This is a genomic window from Seongchinamella unica (genome assembly GCF_004354085.1).
In the GTDB taxonomy this organism is placed as follows: Bacteria; Pseudomonadota; Gammaproteobacteria; order Pseudomonadales; family Halieaceae; genus Halioglobus; species Halioglobus unicus.
In genome coordinates, this window is record NZ_SMSE01000005.1 from 45,211 (window position 1) to 62,995 (window position 17,785).

15 protein-coding genes are annotated in these 17,785 nt (G+C 60.7%); 7 read left to right on the plus strand and 8 right to left on the minus strand.

Translation table 11 applies throughout. The annotated features are described in order from the left end of the window. Positions 1-7: 7 nt before the first annotated feature. Positions 8-442 (minus strand): OsmC family protein, encoded by a 435-nt coding sequence (locus tag E2F43_RS17940; RefSeq protein WP_133215316.1) that lies wholly within the window; start codon positions 440-442, stop codon positions 8-10. A gap of 115 nt (positions 443-557) precedes the next feature. Here E2F43_RS17940 and crp point away from each other — a divergent pair, with 115 nt between their 5' ends. After that, positions 558-1,202 carry a cAMP-activated global transcriptional regulator CRP gene (gene crp / locus E2F43_RS17945; RefSeq protein WP_133215318.1) on the plus strand — a complete coding sequence of 215 codons (645 nt, stop codon included), beginning with the start codon at positions 558-560 and terminating at the stop codon, positions 1,200-1,202. On the opposite strand, the gene trpC is transcribed toward crp, so the two are convergent. The 7 genes from trpC to E2F43_RS17980 all read right to left on the minus strand — a co-directional run bounded on the left by trpC (position 1,199) and on the right by E2F43_RS17980 (position 8,144). Continuing rightward, complete coding sequence (gene trpC, locus E2F43_RS17950; RefSeq protein ID WP_238947010.1) at positions 1,199-1,999, minus strand: indole-3-glycerol phosphate synthase TrpC; 801 nt, start codon at positions 1,997-1,999, stop codon at positions 1,199-1,201. The genes crp and trpC overlap by 4 nt on opposite strands. Before the next feature lie 4 nt (positions 2,000-2,003). Then, a complete protein-coding gene (gene trpD / locus E2F43_RS17955; protein WP_133215320.1) occupies positions 2,004-3,050 on the minus strand; it encodes an anthranilate phosphoribosyltransferase in 1,047 nt (348 codons plus the stop codon). Between the two features lies 1 nt (position 3,051). After that, the gene (locus E2F43_RS17960; protein WP_133215322.1) at positions 3,052-3,630 is read right to left on the minus strand and encodes an anthranilate synthase component II; all 579 of its coding nucleotides are present in this window, start codon (positions 3,628-3,630) and stop codon (positions 3,052-3,054) included. A 3-nt stretch (positions 3,631-3,633) separates the two neighbouring features. Then, a complete protein-coding gene (gene trpE / locus E2F43_RS17965; RefSeq protein WP_133215324.1) occupies positions 3,634-5,118 on the minus strand; it encodes an anthranilate synthase component I in 1,485 nt (494 codons plus the stop codon). Between the two features lie 510 nt (positions 5,119-5,628). Beyond that, on the minus strand, positions 5,629-6,297 hold the full coding sequence (gene rpe, locus E2F43_RS17970; protein WP_133215326.1) for a ribulose-phosphate 3-epimerase: 669 nt from the start codon (positions 6,295-6,297) through the stop codon (positions 5,629-5,631). Positions 6,298-6,462: 165 nt separating this feature from the next. Beyond that, a complete protein-coding gene (gene murU, locus E2F43_RS17975) occupies positions 6,463-7,152 on the minus strand; it encodes an N-acetylmuramate alpha-1-phosphate uridylyltransferase MurU (protein WP_133215328.1) in 690 nt (229 codons plus the stop codon). Then, positions 7,149-8,144 (minus strand): aminoglycoside phosphotransferase family protein, encoded by a 996-nt coding sequence (locus E2F43_RS17980; protein WP_133215330.1) that lies wholly within the window; start codon positions 8,142-8,144, stop codon positions 7,149-7,151. The genes murU and E2F43_RS17980 overlap by 4 nt, the downstream gene beginning before the upstream one ends. 146 nt (positions 8,145-8,290) lie before the next feature. On the opposite strand from E2F43_RS17980, the gene E2F43_RS17985 reads away from it, so the two are divergent. The 6 genes from E2F43_RS17985 to E2F43_RS18010 all read left to right on the plus strand — a co-directional run bounded on the left by E2F43_RS17985 (position 8,291) and on the right by E2F43_RS18010 (position 17,750). Next, complete coding sequence (locus E2F43_RS17985; RefSeq protein ID WP_133215332.1) at positions 8,291-10,684, plus strand: LPS-assembly protein LptD; 2,394 nt, start codon at positions 8,291-8,293, stop codon at positions 10,682-10,684. After that, the gene (locus E2F43_RS17990; protein ID WP_133215334.1) at positions 10,674-11,951 is read left to right on the plus strand and encodes a peptidylprolyl isomerase; all 1,278 of its coding nucleotides are present in this window, start codon (positions 10,674-10,676) and stop codon (positions 11,949-11,951) included. The genes E2F43_RS17985 and E2F43_RS17990 overlap by 11 nt, the downstream gene beginning before the upstream one ends. Positions 11,952-12,074: 123 nt before the next feature. Beyond that, positions 12,075-13,073, plus strand: coding sequence for a 4-hydroxythreonine-4-phosphate dehydrogenase PdxA (gene pdxA / locus E2F43_RS17995; RefSeq protein WP_133215336.1), 999 nt, complete (start codon positions 12,075-12,077; stop codon positions 13,071-13,073). A gap of 158 nt (positions 13,074-13,231) precedes the next feature. Continuing rightward, positions 13,232-15,064 (plus strand): hypothetical protein, encoded by a 1,833-nt coding sequence (locus E2F43_RS18000; RefSeq protein WP_133215338.1) that lies wholly within the window; start codon positions 13,232-13,234, stop codon positions 15,062-15,064. Continuing rightward, the gene (locus tag E2F43_RS18005) at positions 15,064-16,317 is read left to right on the plus strand and encodes a hypothetical protein (RefSeq protein ID WP_133215340.1); all 1,254 of its coding nucleotides are present in this window, start codon (positions 15,064-15,066) and stop codon (positions 16,315-16,317) included. Before E2F43_RS18000 ends, E2F43_RS18005 begins: the two co-directional genes overlap by 1 nt. Beyond that, positions 16,314-17,750 carry a hypothetical protein gene (locus E2F43_RS18010; protein ID WP_133215342.1) on the plus strand — a complete coding sequence of 479 codons (1,437 nt, stop codon included), beginning with the start codon at positions 16,314-16,316 and terminating at the stop codon, positions 17,748-17,750. Before E2F43_RS18005 ends, E2F43_RS18010 begins: the two co-directional genes overlap by 4 nt. Positions 17,751-17,785 lie beyond the last annotated feature (35 nt).

The following is a 17,785-nucleotide window of genomic DNA, read 5'->3' on the forward strand; positions in this document are numbered from 1 at the left end:
CCGCGACTCAGTTCGGATCGGGGCTAAACTCGACAATTTCGTAGCTGTGACTCATCTCAACCCCTGCCGCGCCGAGCATGATTGATGCGCTGCAGTACTTCTCTGCCGACAGTTCCACCGCCCGCTTCACGTGATTTTCCTTGAGACCCACGCCGCTGACAATAAAATGCATATTGATACGGGTGAACACGGCGGGAACCGCATCCGCCCGTTCCGCCTCGATTTCGACCTTACAGTCCACCACTTTCTGGCGTGACTTCTGCAGCATGCTCATCACGTCGTAGGTGGAGCACCCCCCGGTGCCTATCAGCAACATCTCCATGGGACGCGGCCCCAGGTTGCGCCCGCCAAGATCGGCGGAACCATCCATCACTACCGCGTGGCCACTACCGGACTCGCCCACGAACATGGCGCCGTCGGTCCATTTAACCGTTGCTTTCATCACTACCTCGACTGGAAAATCTGGCGCAGCAGCTTAGCACAAGAAATCCCGTTTTACTTGAGCGGAGACCGGGGTAGAATCTGGAAAACAACGCACAAGGTAGGGGTAAAGCGGAGTGTTGAAGCCGCAGATCACAAACACCATTCCCAACGTGGAAAACTTTCTTCGCCACTGCGAAAGACAGCAGTACAAAGCCAAGGCCACGGTGATGAAGCAGGGGGAGGCAGGGGACCGTCTTTACCTCATACTCGAGGGCTCGGTTTCGGTGATGGTTGAAGACGAATCCGAACCCGATCACATGATGGTCGTGAGCTACCTGAACCCGGGAGACTTCGTTGGCGAAATGGGTCTGTTCGAGGACGAGATCACCCCCCGCAGCGCCATGGTGGTCGCCAAGACCCAGTGCGAGGTGGCGGAGATCAGCTATGACAAGTTCCACCAGATCAGCGCCCAGTACCCCGAGGTGCTTTACGCAATTGCCCGGCAGCTGGGCAAACGCCTGCGGCAGACCACCCGTAAACTTACCGACCTGGCCTTCGTCGACGTATCCGGCCGCATCGCCCACACCCTGCTGGACCTGTGCCGGGAGCCGGATGCGATGACCCATCCGGACGGGATGCAGATCAAGATCACCCGCCAGGAACTGGGCAAGATTGTCGGCTGCTCCCGGGAAATGGCGGGCCGGGTGCTAAAGACCCTGGAACAGGATGGCCTGGTGTCGGTTTCCGGGAAGACGATGGTGGTGTTCGGGGCGCGCTAGAAAAACAACTCCCGCAGCTTTTCACCCGGATCCTCAGCCCGCATAAAAGTTTCACCCACGAGGAATGCGTGCACATCACGCTCACGCATCAGCGCCACGTCTTCACGGTTGTGAATCCCGCTTTCGGTCACAACCACGCGATCTTCCGGGATATGGGGCAGCAAATCGAGCGTGGTTTCCAGACGCATGTCGAAGCTGTGCAGGTCGCGGTTGTTGATTCCCACCAGCTGCGTCTCCAGTACCAGCGCCCGGTCCAATTCAGCCCGGTCATGGACCTCGACCAGCACGTCCAGGCCGAATTCTGCTGCCGTATCCGCCAGTTCGCGCATCTGGTCATCCGCCAGGGCGGCGACGATCAGCAGTATGGCGTCGGCACCAATCGCCCGGGCCTCGACCACCTGGTAGGGATCGACGGTAAAATCCTTGCGGATAACCGGCAGTTCACAGGCGGCGCGGGCCTGTTGCAGGTATTCATCGGCACCCTGGAAAAAATCGATGTCGGTGAGCACGGAAAGACAAGTGGCGCCACCGCGCTGGTAACTCTCGGCAATGGCAGCAGGGTCAAAGTCCGCTCGTATCACCCCCTTGCTCGGGGAAGCCTTCTTGGCCTCGGCAATAACCGCCGGCTCCGCCGCCGCAACCCTGGCAGCCAGCGCCCGGGCGAACCCCCGGGCTGGTGGCTGTTCGCTGATCCGGGACTCCAGGCTGCCCAGGGAAATCCGAGCCTGGCGGGATGCAACCTCCTCGGCCTTGCGGGCCAGGATTTTGCGCAGGATGGTAGGAGGATTGATCGCCATTGCCCTACCCCGCTTCGCCGCCGCGCATCAGCTGGGTGAAGTCCACAAAGGACGCCAGCTTTTCCGCTGCCTGGCCACTGGCCAGCAGGTCTTCCGCCATCGCCACGCCACCGGCAAGGCTATTGGTCACACCGGCCACATAGATCGTTGCCCCGGCATTGAGCGCAATAATCGCGACAGCCTTGCGCGATGCCTCGTCATCGGCGCCGCCGAGCGCCCGGCGGATGAGCGCCGCCGAGGCAGCGGAGTCTGCCACCGCCAGCCCCTCCAGGGACTGACGTTCAAGGCCAAAGTCTTCCGGGCTGATGCTGTAACTTTCGATATTGCCCGCGCGCAATTCCGCCACCCGGGTCGGAGCGGCAATGGAAATTTCATCCAGGCCGTCGTCGGAGTGAACGATCATTACGTGTTCTGACCCCAGCGCCTTGAGTACTTCCGCGAGTGGCTGGCAAAGCTCGGCTGAAAAAACGCCAATCACCTGGCGGGTAACTCCGGCTGGGTTGGTGAGGGGACCCAGCACGTTGAATATCGTGCGCATGCCCAGTTCACGACGGGGACCGATGGCATAACGCATGGCGCTGTGGTGGGCAGGGGCGAACATGAAGCCCACGCCAATCTCTTCGATCGCCCGGGCTACCTGGCCCGGATCGAGATCCAGGGGCATACCCAGGGCTTCAAGCACGTCTGAACTGCCGCTACTGGAGGACACCCCACGGTTGCCGTGCTTGGCCACGTGGGCGCCGGCCGCCGCTACCACGAAGGTCGAGGCAGTGGAGACATTGAACAGGTTGGCGCCATCGCCGCCGGTACCCACCAGGTCCACCAGGTGGGGGCAGTTGACGTCAACCGGGGTAGCCAACTCACGCATGACCTGGGCGGCGCCGGCGATTTCGTCGGTGGTCTCGCCCTTGATGCGCAGGGCCACCAGCAGGGCACCAATCTGCGCGTCGGTAGCGTCACCGGACATCACCTGGCGCATGACTGCCGCCATCTCTTCCCGGCCGAGATTCTGCCCCTCGACCAGGGCCGCGACCGCTTGTTGAATATCCATGCTATTGCTCCAGGAAATTGCGCAGCAGGTCGTGGCCGTGCGCGGTGAGAATGGATTCCGGATGGAACTGAACGCCTTCTATGGCCAGCTCTCGATGACGCAGGCCCATGATTTCATCCACCTCGCCGGATTCGGTCTGGGTCCAGGCGGTCACTTCCAGGCAGTCCGGGAGACTGTCTTTTTCGACCACCAGGCTGTGATAGCGGGTGGCTTCAAAGGGCTCACTCAGTCCGCGAAACACCCCTTCACCCCGATGGTGTACCGGTGAGGTTTTACCGTGCATGACCTGGCGCGCCCGCACCACCTTGCCGCCAAACACCTGGCCTATGCTCTGGTGGCCCAGGCAAATGCCGAGAATGGGCAGCTTGCCGGCATATTCCTTGATAACCGCCATCGAGATGCCCGCCTCGTTGGGCGTGCAGGGCCCCGGGGATATCACGATTTTTTCCGGCGCCAGGGCCGCGATGTCCGCTACCGCAATCTCGTCGTTGCGCACCACATGCACATCGGCGCCCAGTTCCCCAAGATACTGGACCACGTTGTAGGTAAAGGAGTCGTAATTGTCGATCATTAACAGCATTGTTTACTCCTCCCCCGCCAGCACCATGGACGCCGCGCGAAACATGGCCCGGGCCTTGTTGTGGGTTTCCTTCCACTCCAATCGGGGCACGGAATCAGCCACCACGCCACCACCGGCCTGAACGTGCAGCTTGCCGTCCTTGATCACCGCCGTGCGGATGGCGATAGCGGTATCCATATCGCCGGCCCAGGAAATATAACCCACTGCACCGCCATAGACGCCGCGCTTGACCGGCTCGAGTTCGTCGATGATTTCCATGGCCCGAATCTTGGGAGCACCGCTGAGGGTACCTGCGGGCAGGGTTGCCCTGAGTACGTCTATCGCGGACTTGTCGTCCTTCAGTTCGCCGGTGACGTTGGAGACGATATGCATCACGTGGGAGTAGCGCTCCACCACCATTTTGTCGGTGAGTTCCACTGACCCTGTCTTGGCAATGCGACCCACGTCGTTGCGACCCAGGTCAATCAGCATGAGGTGCTCGGCGATTTCTTTCGGATCGGCCAGCAGTTCCGCTTCCAGCGCCTCGTCTTCTTCCTCGCTGTAACCCCGCCGACGGGTGCCGGCAATCGGCCGCACGGTGACTACGCCGTGTTCCAGCCGGGCCAGAATTTCCGGTGACGAACCCACAATGTGGAAGTCTTCCAGATCCAGGTAATACATATAGGGGGACGGATTGAGATTGCGCAACGCGCGGTAAAGGTTCAGTGGCGGTGCCGAAAACGGCACGCTCATGCGCTGGGAAGGCACCACCTGCATCACGTCCCCGGCCAATACGTAGTCTTTGACCTTGTCCACGGCCGCATAGTAGGCGGTCTCGGTGAAGTGAGATTCGGCCTGCTGCTCCAGCTCGGAACTGTCGGCGGCCGCCAGCGACACCTGGGGCAACGGCTTCATGGGTTCCGGCAGCCGGGCAACCAGTTGCTGGAGGCGCGCATTGGCGGCCGCCAGGGCATCCGGCTGCGAGGGGTCGGCATTCACAACCAGCCTGATGGTGCCCGCCAGGTTGTCGAACACCAGCACTTCCTCCGACACCATCAACAGGATGTCGGGGTTGCCCAGGTCATCCTCCGGCATGCCCGGCGCCAGCCTGGGCTCGACGTAACGCACCGTGTCGTAACCAAAGTAGCCCACCAGGCCGCCATGGAATACGGGGAGATCGTCCCGGGGGGCGGCCCGGTATCGCCGCTGGAAAGCCTCGGCAAATGCCAGCGGGTCTTCCACTTCCTCGCTCTCGGCAAGCTTGCCATCCACATAGATGTCGGCCCGGTGGCCGTAGACCTTGAAAACTGTTCTACAGGGCAGGCCGATGATCGAATAGCGGCCCCATTTCTCGCCACCCTGAACCGACTCAAAGAAGAAGGAGTAAGGCCCTTCCGCCAGCTTGCGGTAGGCACTGATGGGGGTTTCCAGGTCTGCCAGCACTTCCAGGCTGACAGGTATGCGGTTGTAGTCTTGTGCCGCCAACGCGGCAAAGTCCTGCGAATTCATGGGTGTTCCTCGGAGAATGGTTTTGCGTAATGAGGTCGAAGCGGGGCCCTGGCTACCATCGCCAGCAGGTGATCTCACGCATCGAAAGCAGGTCGATGCTGTTACGCACAGCTGTTTGCACAGCAATCTCCGGATAGAGGGTGGGCCTATTGTACATAGGGATAACGGGATGGCAAATGGGTGGATTCCGTCATGCCCGCCCCTCATGCGTCTTTCTCGCCCCTTTGTGCGTCATTCCCGCGCAGGCAAGAATCCAGGGACCATCAGACTGGGCATCCAGGCCGCACTCAACGCCGGTGGTAGGGCCAAAACCGGTTGCCCAGGCCTTTGTCACGCCTCGAAAGCCGCTGGATTCCCGCCTGCGCGGGAATGACGTAGGGCGCGGGAATGACGTAGGGCGCGGGAATGACGTAGGGCGCGGGAATGACGTAGGGCGTGGGAATGACGCAGGGCGTGGGAATGACGCAGGGCGCGGGAATGATGCAGGGCGCGGGAATGACCTGGCTTGAGCTACACCTTCGCCAACTCCTCCCGCATATCCTCAATCACCGCCGCATAGTCGGGTTGATTGAAAATCGCCGAACCCGCGACAAAGGTATCTGCTCCGGCGGCGGCGATCTCACCGATGTTCTTCGCCGACACCCCGCCATCGATCTCCAGCCGGATATCGAGTCCGGTGGCATCGATCAGTGCCCGCGCCTCGCGCAATTTATCCAGCGTTGCGGGTATGAAGGACTGTCCGCCAAATCCCGGATTGACCGACATCAGCAACACCATGTCCACCTTGTCCATCACATATTGCAACGCATCCAGCCCCATGGCCGGGTTGAAGACCAGCCCGGACTTGCAACCGGCGTCACGAATCATCTGCAGGGAACGGTCCACGTGGGTGGAGGCGTCCGGGTGAAAGGTAATATAGGTGGCGCCCGCCTCGGCGAAATCGCCGATCAGCCGGTCCACCGGACTGACCATCAGGTGGACGTCAATGGGGGCGGTCACGCCGTGCTTGCGCAGGGCCTTACACACCATCGGCCCAATGGTCAGGTTGGGTACGTAGTGATTGTCCATGACGTCAAAGTGAACAATATCGGCGCCTGCCGCGAGCACGTTATCCACCTCTTCTCCCAGGCGGGCGAAATCGGCGGAAAGAATGGAAGGGGCGATCTGGTAATCGGCCATGTGCTGGGCTCCGGCTGGGTTAAAAGCGGCTATTCTACCTGTTAGCCGACCGGGGAACGAGAGCGGCGGAAGCGGTGTTAATTTGACCAATTTTGCGCTGTATCCCGGCGTCTGTTGTGGATGAAGGGGATCGCGATCGCCCGCACCGCCCTGCCCCGGCGTGTTTCATTGTTCAGCGCCTGATCGAATCCGGGCATCCAGCGCCTCCAGGCGCTGTGGCGTTCCCACATCTTCCCAGTCACCACGGTAGTGCTCCGCCCCCAGGGTCCCACGGGCGATGGCAGCATCCAGCAGTGGCCTCAGCGCCAGCTTGCCGGGGCGCATGCCGGTAAAGAACGCGGGCGTGTAGAGCCCTAAACCGGCGTAGGTCAAGCCCGCTTCCCGCTCTGCCCGGTAGCACACCTCTCCCGCCTCCCCCAGGCAGAAATCCCCCAGCGGGTGCTGCGGCGGGTTATCCACCAGCACCAGGTGAGCCTGCTCCCAGGGCTTCAGGGTGTAACGACGCAGGGTGTCGAATGCATAGTCAATCCACACGTCGCCATTGATCACCAGGAAGGGATCGGTGCCGAGTAGGGGTAGTGCCCGCTGGATACCGCCGGCTGTCTCCAGCGGCTCCTCCTCCCGCGACCAGGTGATAGCCATCCCCCAGCGGGAGCCATCACCACAGTAGTGTTCAATCTGGCCGGCCAGGTGGGAAACATTCACCACCACCTCCCGGAACCCGGCCCGGGCGAGTCCCCGGAGGTGATACTCCATGAGCGGCACATCGGCCACCCGCAACAGGGGCTTGGGGGTATGCCCGGTCAGCGGCCGCATGCGCTCTCCGATGCCGGCGCAGAGCATCATTGCCTTCATTGGCCCGCGCTCCAGGATTGCTGGCGGATCACCGGCATCAATTCAGTCTCAAACCAGTGGTCAAATGCCGCAATTGCAGCCACTTCACCCCGATACTTGTGCAGCATCTCCCGCACGTAGCGAATCACCAGCGGCAGGTCATGCAGGTATGCGGGCTTGCCGTCCCGGATAAAGAGCCGGGCAAACGTGCCCAGTACCTTGATGTGACGCTGCAGGCCCATGAGGTCGAACCAGGCCAGGAAGCGGGCATCGTCAATCGACATCAACTGCCCCCGCTGCCGCAGCATCCCCAGGTAGGACAGGGCCCAGGCCTCAACCTGCTGTGGCTGCCAGCGGATATAACAGTCCCGCAGCAGCGACACCAGGTCGTAGGTGACAGGACCGATGACCGCGTCCTGGAAATCGATCACCGCCAGCGCGCCATCCGGCTGGGGCATCAAATTACGGCTGTGAAAATCGCGATGGACGAGCACCGTGGGCTGCTCCAGGGCACTGGCCTTGAGAACCTCGGTAAAGGCTTGCCAGATCGAGTCATCCGGCGCAGGAAGCTCCAGCAACTGCTCGACAAACCACTGCGGGAAGCGGCCCAGCTCTTCACTGAACAGGGCGTCATCGTAGCGTGGCCAGTGCGGATCAGCCGGATCGATGCTGGCCATGGCCAACAGCACCGCAAGCGCACGCTGGTAGGGAGCGCCATCGGCAGCGGGATCAAGTTCCTGTAATAACAGTCGGTCCCCGAGGTCACCCAGCAACAGGCAGCCCCGGGACAGGTCCGCTCCGTGCAGGTCTGGCACTGTGATACCGGCAGCACAAAGCAGCTCCCTGACCGCCAGGAACTCGGCGTTTTTCTGGCTATCGGGAGGTGCATCGACGACCATGAAGCTGCCCCCATCGAGCCGCAGGCGAAAGTAGCGCCGGGCGCTGGCATCTCCTGATACGGGCTCCAGCTCTGCCGGGCCTTCCGCCCCCAGAACCGACAGCGACCAGGACATTAAATCGGCTGGAGGTGAATTATTGGCCACATGTTCCTCGTGTTGACACGCTGATTGAATTGACAGGGCCCATACCCAAATTTTGCCGGACAAGGACCAGCCTATGCTTTAGAATTCGCCCTTTACGCAAAGAACCCGCACTCAGAATGATACCCAGACCCGCCCTTCCGCCGCGGCGAAACACTACCCCAGGGCGGCTCTGCCTCGCGGTGGCCTGCGCCCTGCTCACCGCGCCGGGGCTGGCACAGGATAACAGCGCGCAGGAACCGGCACACCCCCTGGACTGGGTCCACGTGAACGAAGTCCCGCGGGACCTTCGGGATGACCAGTGCGTGAACTGCCAGGGCCGCTATATAGACCCCCTGGCCGGCGCGGACCAGTCACTCTCCCCCGAAGAATCACCCATCGACGCAGACGCCAGCGACGCGGAGCTGCGCGAAAGCAGCGCAATTTTCAGTGGCGGCGTCTTCCTGCAACAGGGCTATCGGCATATACGTGCGGATGAAGTCAGTCTCGACCGGGCAGCGGAAACGGCCACGCTCAGAGGAAACATCACCCTGCGCGAACCGGGCCTGTTATTGCGTGGTGAAAGCGCGCAAATTTTCTCCAAAACGGAGGAAGCCAGCATCGAAACCAGCCAGTTCGTCCTCCACGAGCTGCATATGCGTGGCAGTGCCGACATCCTGGAACGGGACAGCGAGGGCATTCTCCACATCCACGGCGGCCAACTCAGCTACTGCGCCCCCGGGGATGACCAGTGGCTGCTGCAGGCTGGAGAGCTGGAACTGGACCTGGAGGAAGGCCTGGGCGTGGCCCGGGACGCCAAAATGCGAGTGGCCGGAGTCCCGGTATTCTACTTTCCCTGGCTGCAGTTCCCGCTGGATGATCGTCGCAGGGCCGGGATGCTGTGGCCGGATATAGGCTCGGACTCGCGGGGCGGCGTCGACGTTGCGGTACCTGTTTACCTGAACCTGGCACCGGACTACGACCTGCTTTACACCCCTCGTTTTATCGAGGAGCGGGGGCTCAATCACGAAGCCAAAGCGCGCTATCTCAATCCTTACCTGGGACGCTGGGAAGTGGGTGGCGCCTTTATGAACGAGGACAAGCGTTACAAGGACGAGTATCCCAGCGAGCGCAATCATGACCGTTGGCTGGGGGTGGTAAAGCAAAACGGCCTGTTCAACAGGCGCTGGCGTTCGCAGATCGACTACAGTAAGGCCAGTGACGTCAACTACATGAAGGACCTGCAGACCTCCAGCCTGGACTCCAAGCGCCGGACCGCACTGTTGCAATACGGAGCCCTGGACTACCTGGGCGACCGGTGGATGGCCAACCTGGAAGTCCAGCAGTTCCAGACACTGGCGGATGACATCAACAACGACTACAAAAAGCTGCCGCAGATTACCGGTCGCTATCGCCCCGATGGCACCCCCTTTGAACTGGACCCGATTTTGCTGGTCCAGTACTCCAATTTCGACACCGACACCAACAAGGTCACCGGCCAGCGAATCTACAGCGAAGCCGGCGCCAGCTATCCGATGATGTGGACCTACGGCTTTTTCACGCCAACCGCCAAGTACCGGTTCCTGACCTACGACCTGGACCAGCACAGGAATTATGAAGACCAGACTCCCGACGCTGGCGCCCCCATGCTCAGCCTGGATGGTGGCCTCTATTTTGACCGCGAAACCCGGCTGTTTGGCAGCCAGATACTGCAAACCCTGGAACCCCGGTTGTACTACCTGTACAGCGACCATGAGGACCAGCGCGGCCAACCGGACTTCGACAGTTCGGAGCTGACATTCAGCTACAACCAGCTTTTCCGGGAGACCCGTTTCTCCGGTCACGACCGCATCGATGATGCCGACCAGCTCTCCGTCGGCATCACCACCCGGTTCATCGACGAGACCGACGGCAGGGAGGAGTTCAACGCCAGCATCGGCCAGATTTTCTATTTCAAGGATCGGGAAGTACGGTTGAATCCGGATGATCCGCCGCTGGAAACCGGTGGTTCCGAGGTCGCCGGTGCACTGAGTTTTTACCCCAACGAACGCCTGAGCCTGCGTACCAGCCTGGTCTGGGACCCCTACAGCGACAGGATGAACTCCGGGAATTTTTTCACCAGCTACACCAGCGACGACGGCAGTATCTATAACGTCGGTTACACCTACCGGCGCCCGCTGACCACCGTGGACACCACCCAGCCTCCCACCGAGGAGGCACATGTGTCCCTGTACGTACCGGCGGGATTGAACTGGCGGGTATTTGCCGCTGTCAACTACTCCATCCAGGCCGGGGAAAGCGTGGAAGATATGTTCGGAGTGGAATATGATACCTGCTGCTGGAAATTGCGATTGCTGCACCTGCGCTACTACGATAATGCATCCGGGGAAAACCCCGACTTTGATGACCCGCTGCTCGAGCGGGAAGACTCCACCCAGGTTCAAATTGTGCTCAAGGGCATGGGCGGCTTCGGCAGCCGGGCCAGCAGCATCATGAAAGACATGATTCGAGGTTTTACCGATAGTGAATATTAAAGCAATGCTGCTGGGCGCCTGCCTGGCGGCCTCTACCCTCGCCACCGGCATGGCCAGGGCGGAAACCGAGATGCTGGACCAGGTGGTGGCCATCGTCGAGGATGACATCATCATGGCCAGCGAGTTGCGCGAGCGCGTTGACTCGATCAACCAGAACCTGGAGGCACGGGGTGTGGAAATGCCCCCGGAAGAGGTCATTATCCGCGAGACCCTGGACCGCCTCATTCTGGAGAGCATCCAGTTGCAGAAGGGCCAGCGTGTGGGCGTGCGCATCACCGACGCCCAGCTGAACGACGCCATGCAGCGTCTCGCCGGCCAGAACGGGATGACCCTGGACCAGTTCCGCCTGGCGCTGGAGCAGCAGGGCCAGTCCTACCAGGGTATGCGCGAACAAATCCGCAAAGAAATGATCATCCAGCGGGTGCAGCAGGGCAACGTGAACCAGCGCATCGAGATCACCGACCAGGAAGTGGACAACTTCCTGGCCACCGAGGAAGGTCAGAAAATGACCCAGCCGGAATACCAGATTCTCCACGCGCTGCTGGCAGTCTCTCCCAGCGCGCCTGCCGCAGAAGCAGAGCGGGCCGAGGCCTATGTCGACAAGATACTGGCGGAAATTCAGGCTGGCTCGGCTTTTGAGGAAGCGGTCAGCGCCCCGGGGCCCTACACCTTCAGCGGCGGCAACCTCGGCTGGCGCAAGCTGGATGACCTGCCCTCCCTGTTCTCGGACCTTGCCCCGGGTCTGGCCAAGGGCGAAACCCGGAAAGTGCGCTCAGACAGCGGTTTCCACCTGATTTACATGGCCGACCGCCGAGGCGACGAGAGCATGGTGGTCAACCAGACCAAGGTACGCCACATCCTGGTGAAACCCTCCGAGATCATGACCGATCAGCAGGCGCAGGAACTGGTCACCAGCCTCAAGTCCCGCGCCGAAGCCGGGGAAGACTTCGCCGAACTGGCCCGGGAATACTCCGAAGACATTGGCTCTGCCCAGGAAGGCGGCGACCTGGGCTGGACCAGCCCCGGACAAATGGTTCCCGAATTCGAGCAAACCATGCAGATTACCGCCATCGGCGAGATTTCAGACCCGGTGAGGAGCCAGTTCGGCTGGCACATCCTGGAAGTGCTGGACCGCCGGGAAGAGGACATGACCGACCGCGCCACCCGCAACAAGGCCATGAACTACCTGCACAACCGCAAATACCAGGAAGAACTGGACGCCTGGCTGAGGCAGATCCGCGATGAAGCGTTTGTGGATATCAAGTGACGGCGAAAGCCGTCCGAACAGCCCCCAACCCCGTCATTCCGGCGCAAGCCGGAATCCAGTGACCCTGCTACCAGAAACCAACCACCCCCTGGATTCCGGCTTGCGCCGGAATGACCAAGCACGTTGATCCCCCGCATCGCTCTCACCCCCGGCGAACCCGCCGGTATCGGCCCTGACATCACCCTGGCCATCGCCCAACAGCCCTGGGACGCGGAACTCATCGCGATCTGCGACCCGGACCTGCTGCGCCAGCGCGCAGACATGCTGGGCCTGGATATCAGGATCGACGTCGTCGATAACCCGCAGGGCCAGCCCCAGCTTCACCGGCCAGGCAGCCTCAAGGTCTACCCGGTCGCCCTGAACGCCCCCTGCACTGCCGGCGAACTGGACCCGGCCAACGCCAGCTACGTCCTCTGCACCCTCCACGCCGCGGTTGACGCCTGTCTGGCCGGCCGCTGCCAGGCCATGGTGACTGCCCCGGTACAGAAATCCGTGATCAACGAGGCCGGCATCCCCTTCAGCGGCCACACCGAGCTACTGGCGGAGGACACCGATAGCGACCGGGTCGTTATGATGCTGGCCACCGCCAAAATGCGCGTCGCCCTCGCCACGACCCATCTGCCACTGAAAGACGTGCCCGCTGCGATCACCCCCGAGCTACTGACAGAAACCCTGGAGATTCTCCACCGGGACCTGCAGCAGAAATTCGGCCTGGCCGCCCCCAGAATCGCGGTACTTGGCCTCAATCCGCACGCCGGCGAAGGCGGCCATATGGGTAGCGAGGAGATCGATACCATCATCCCCACGCTGGATAAGCTGAGAGCCCGGGGGATGGTGTTGCAGGGCCCGCTCCCAGCCGACACGGCATTCAACCCCAAGGTCCTGGACCACTGCGACGCAATCTTCGCCATGTACCACGACCAGGGTTTGCCGGTGCTCAAGTACGCGGGATTTGGCGAAGCGGTGAATGTGACCCTGGGATTGCCGATCATCCGCACCTCGGTGGACCATGGGACCGCGCTGGATCTCGCGGGAACGGGTAAGGCGGATGCTTCGAGCCTGAGGGCCGCGCTGGAGATGGCGATAAGTATGGTTAATTCCGACCCCGAAACCCGGCGATAAATTTACCGTCATTCCCGCGAGGCCGGTGATTCGACACACCGAAATCCAGCGAGCCCAAGCCCCAGCTCACGCAACCCGGTCCAAACCACTCCTGGCGGTTTACACCCCCACCAGCCCCCCGTAAAATTCACCCCTTACTCCCCCCCAAGCAGAACCCCATGTCCGAGACCCCCTTCACATCACCCAGTGGCCTTTATGCATTCGCCGAGTGTGAAGCCGTCGATATGCAGAACGGCGGCGTCCTGCTGATCAACAAATACAGCGATGCCCAGCTGCTGGTGGGGGCCCCTGTCGCCCACAGCATGCCCATGTGCCGTGTATTCAGGACCCTGGAACAGCACGCCCAGGTGCTGACCGCGTCGATACCCGAACTGGCGGGACAACATGCTGACGTGATGAAAGTACTCAACATGCTCAAAGACGCGGGATTGATGACCACCGCGGAATCAGTGTGCGACCGGCTCAATGCACCGGTACCTCCTCCGGTGGACCTGCCGCCCACACGGGTGTTCATCATTACCTGTGATCGCCCCGCCGCGGTAACACGGCTGCTGGATTCCATGCTCAGGGCCGGCAACCTGACCCGACACCAGGCCCTGTTTCTGGTAGACGACTCCCGCGACCCGGCCAATGCCGAAAAGAACCGCGAAGCGGTTGAGCAATTCAACCTCACCTGCCCACTCAATATGGGCTACTTCGGAGCCAGGGAGTCCAGGCAGTTCATGGCCGGGCTTATTGAGCAATTGCCCGAACAGGAAGCGTCCATTCGCTTTTTGCTCGATCAGGATCGCTGGCGCGGGCGCGAGACCTACGGGCGAGTGCGCAACCTGACCCTGCTGCTTTCAGTGGGCTGCCGCGCCATTGTCATGGATGACGACGTGATCTGCGCGGCGGTGGATTCGCCCTACAAAAAACCCGGCCTGCAGTTCGGCAATCTGGAACGGGAAGCAGAGTTTTACCGGGACCAGCAGGACATACTGGCCCGCACCCAACGCGCCGACTTCGACCCCCTGGGCGGACACGCCCAGTGCCTGGGGCTTAACATGGGCCAGGCTATCGCCAAATTGTCGAATGGCCAGCCGGTACAGCCTCAGGACCTGGCGGGCGCAAACTCCGCCTACCTGAGCCTGTGGTCTGCGGAGTCTCCGATACTGGTCACCCAGAACGGCAGCATGGGCGATCCCGGCACGCCCGGAACCGAGTGGATTCTGACCCTGGACCCGGCATCCAGCAAGCGACTGACCGAATTCCCGGGCGGCATCGAAGGGGCACTGGCGAGTCGCAGCTACTGGCTGGGACAACCGCGGCCTACATTCACCAAGATGTCGGTGATTTCCCAGGTCAGCGGGCTGGATAACACGCAGCTGCTGCCCCCCTACTTTCCCGTGTTCCGCGGTGAAGATTACCTTTTTGGCGCAATGACCGAATTTCTCCACCCCCACGCCGCAGTACTGGAGCATGACTGGAACGTACCGCATCTCCCGCTGGAACCACGCCAGGGTAACCCCAATCCGGCGCCACTGAGCGGCAGGGGCAAGATCAATATCAACAAGTACATTACCGATCACACCAGTTACCAGGCGGGTATCTCCGCGAAGAGCCGCCTGCAAGCCCTTGCTGCACTGGTGGCCAACCTGTCGGAAATGTCGGACCGGGCCCTCACCTCGCTGTTTCGCCAGGAAGTCGCCGGGGAGCAGGCGGCCGAACTTAAGCGCCTGTCCAGCTACCTCCAGGATGGCAGTATTCGGGCGCCCGTCTGGCAGGAGTGGTTACAGCAGAGCGCCAGCAATATCGGCGCCGCCATGCAGGTTCCGGCAAAAGTGACGGACATCACCGGTCTTCCCGAGGCCATGACTGAGCAACAGGTACTGGCAACAGCGCGGGAGCTGTGTGCAGGTTATGCCCCTGCACTTTCCAGTTGGGAGAAAATTCGCAATGCCGCCGGCCAGCTCTCCCGGCGAATAACCGAACAGGGAAGCCTGGATGGCTGATGAGTGAAGCGGCAGTAGACAGCACCGCGGACGTCGCGGAGACGCTGAGCAACCGGGGCTTTGTCGTCGCACTGGCTTGGGCAGTGATTGCACTGGGCCTCAGCGCGATAATCGCTGTCACCTGCTACCTGCTTCTATCGCCTGACCTGAAGCGCTTTGAGGATGCGGCAAGCCGGGGAAACGTGAAGCCCTGGAAGCTGGAAGGTAAAGATCTGATACCCCGAATGGGAAACGGAGAAACCACCTCCGACAACGCCTTGCGTATCACCGAGTTGGAACCCGGCTTGGACAAACGGGCGATTTTCTCTCGTCGCGCACGACTCAAGGCGGAAGACTATCCCTTTCTGCAGAGTCAGATCAGCGACCTGCACCCCGACCTGCTTGTTTATTTCATCTGGCGAACGGAGCGCGCCCCGGAAGATGTGTTCTACCAGCGCATTTACTGGACCGGTGACACGCCCAAACTGCAGATGCTGGGAGGACACCCGGAGTGGCGTGGCAAGATCACCGAAGTTGGCATTGACGCCTATGGCAAGTTACGCGACTACCCGACCGCAGTAGAATCCCTGACGTTCATGCCCAACTCGCCAGCGAATCTGCTGCGATCCATTTGGGCGGAATGGACTGCGGTTGAAGGCTGGACCCAGAAATCAGCCCATCACCTGCGCGGCACGCCACCCGACCCCATACTGCCGGTCACTCCCGTGGTGGCCGCCTGGGCTGGTGGCGCACTAATAATTCTCGGCCTGTTGTGGTTGTTCAACCGCCCGTCCGTCGGGACCTCAATGGTGCTGGCAGTAGCCATTCCGTGGATTTCGCTGGATTTGATCTGGCAAAACTGGCTGAGTACACAGCTGAAAGACACTCGCCACCTGTTCGCCGGCAAGACCATGCACGAAAAACTGCTCGTGGATTGGGAAGGCGATTTGTACCAATACGCACACCACCTCAAAACCAGCGTACTGCCTGAACCAGGCGTGAGGATTTTCCTGTTGGAACCCGGCCCCCTGAGGGGCTATCGCCGGCTCAAAATGCAGTATTTTCTGCTGCCGCATAACATTTTCAATTTCGGCCAGTTCCCGCGGCCTGAGTCCGTACTGCCCGGGGACTATTTACTGGTGCTGGGCGAGGTAGATGGGCTCGATTTTGACAGCAGCCACAGCGCACTCACCTGGAATGGCAAAACCCTTCCTGTAGAGCGCATCGACCAGCATACCCTCGGGAGCTTGTATCGATACGGGGGTGGCTCGTGATGGACCTGTGGCCGGGCACCCTGGTCGCGATCCTGCTGCCCTGGTTTACGGGGTCAGCCTGGACCTACTGGCTACTTTCACGCGGCAGCCACTGGCACCCCGCCGCCGTGATTGGCCACGGCTATTTGCTGGGCCTGTTTGCCACCACGATGATCATGCGATGCTTTCAATGGGCGGGATTGCAGCAGAGTTTCTGGGGCACCAGCTTGTGTCTACTACTGTTAGGGCTATTAGCTATCGCCCTGCTCTACCTGAATCCAGCAAAAACCAGAACCAAACCGGCTGAGCATCCTCTGATGGCCTGGCAAAAGGTCTTAATAACCCTGCTGATGGCGCTGATTGCCCTGCGCTACGCTACAATTTTCCAGGAGCTCCTGCTACGCCCGTTGTTCCCCTGGGACGCGTGGATGAACTGGGCGCCCAAGGCGCTGGTCTGGTTTCACCACGGTGAACTGGTACCTTTTCGCAGCCAGGCAGAGTGGCTGGCGTCACCAGCTGAGGCGCTGGTGCATATAGAAGGTGCCAGAAACGCCTGGAAGTACCCGGTGGGTGTACCGTTAGTACAGCTCTGGGGAATGTTGGCAGCCGGCACCAGCGATCACACCGTAATCTACCTACCCTGGGCACTAATTATCCTTGCCCTGGGCGCAGCGCTCTATGGGCACCTCAAACTCATGGGTGCTCCAAGCATACTGGCCACCACTGCAGCCTACGCCTTGCTGAACATGCCATTTGTAAACGTACACTCGATGCTCGCCGGGTACGCCGACCTATGGGTGACAGTGGCCTTCGGCTGTGCCATCTATGCACTGGGCGCATGGCACTACACGGGTAGGTGGACCTACGCTTTGTTAGCCCTGATTCACGCGGCCTTCTGCATGCAATTAAAGACTCCCGGTTTGATAATAGGTGGCATTGTCGTGATCACCCTGCTTATAAGCTCGCTGCAATTTAGAATGAGTACATGGCTTGGACTGGCAGCGACCGCTGCCGCGATCGGCCTGGTCGTTGCTTTCTTCGGCATAGACATCGAAATCCCCTCCGCCGGTCGTCTAGCCATCGACAGCAAGCAGATCACCGTACCTTATATCGGTGAATTCGAGATCGCATTCCACAACGTAAACCAGGCAATGCTGCAGGTACTGTTCAAAATGATCAACTGGAACATTCACTGGTACCTGCTGCTGCTCGCGGCCATCGCACTCATGACCAGGCGGGAGATGGCAAAGGGCCTCGCAACAGAACTGGTCTCGCTGGTTATAACGCTGCTGTTTCTATTTTTCGTCTATTACTTCACTGAGCGTTCGGAGTTCGCACTGGATTTCACGCAGGTTAATCGCGCTCTAGTCTACTCGATTCCTGTATCGGTAATGCTTGTATTTGGCCTCTTGCTCAACTGGGTGCGCGGTGTTCAGGAGGGGGCAGACAAGTGATCCAGATTTCAATTCACGTCCTATGCTGGCAAGGA

Excerpts from the sequence above, each read along its gene's own strand:
- murU (WP_133215328.1), bottom strand. The coding sequence starts at position 7,152 with ATGAAGGCAATGATGCTCTGCGCCGGCATCGGAGAGCGCATGCGGCCG.
- rpe (WP_133215326.1), bottom strand. The coding sequence starts at position 6,297 with ATGGCCGATTACCAGATCGCCCCTTCCATTCTTTCCGCCGATTTCGCC.
- trpC (WP_238947010.1), bottom strand. The coding sequence starts at position 1,999 with ATGGCGATCAATCCTCCTACCATCCTGCGCAAAATCCTGGCCCGCAAG.
- trpE (WP_133215324.1), bottom strand. The coding sequence starts at position 5,118 with ATGAATTCGCAGGACTTTGCCGCGTTGGCGGCACAAGACTACAACCGC.
- E2F43_RS17985 (WP_133215332.1), top strand. The coding sequence starts at position 8,291 with ATGATACCCAGACCCGCCCTTCCGCCGCGGCGAAACACTACCCCAGGG.
- E2F43_RS17980 (WP_133215330.1), bottom strand. The coding sequence starts at position 8,144 with ATGTCCTGGTCGCTGTCGGTTCTGGGGGCGGAAGGCCCGGCAGAGCTG.
- E2F43_RS18000 (WP_133215338.1), top strand. The coding sequence starts at position 13,232 with ATGTCCGAGACCCCCTTCACATCACCCAGTGGCCTTTATGCATTCGCC.
- E2F43_RS18005 (WP_133215340.1), top strand. The coding sequence starts at position 15,064 with ATGAGTGAAGCGGCAGTAGACAGCACCGCGGACGTCGCGGAGACGCTG.
- trpD (WP_133215320.1), bottom strand. The coding sequence starts at position 3,050 with ATGGATATTCAACAAGCGGTCGCGGCCCTGGTCGAGGGGCAGAATCTC.
- E2F43_RS17960 (WP_133215322.1), bottom strand. The coding sequence starts at position 3,630 with ATGCTGTTAATGATCGACAATTACGACTCCTTTACCTACAACGTGGTC.
- E2F43_RS17940 (WP_133215316.1), bottom strand. The coding sequence starts at position 442 with ATGAAAGCAACGGTTAAATGGACCGACGGCGCCATGTTCGTGGGCGAG.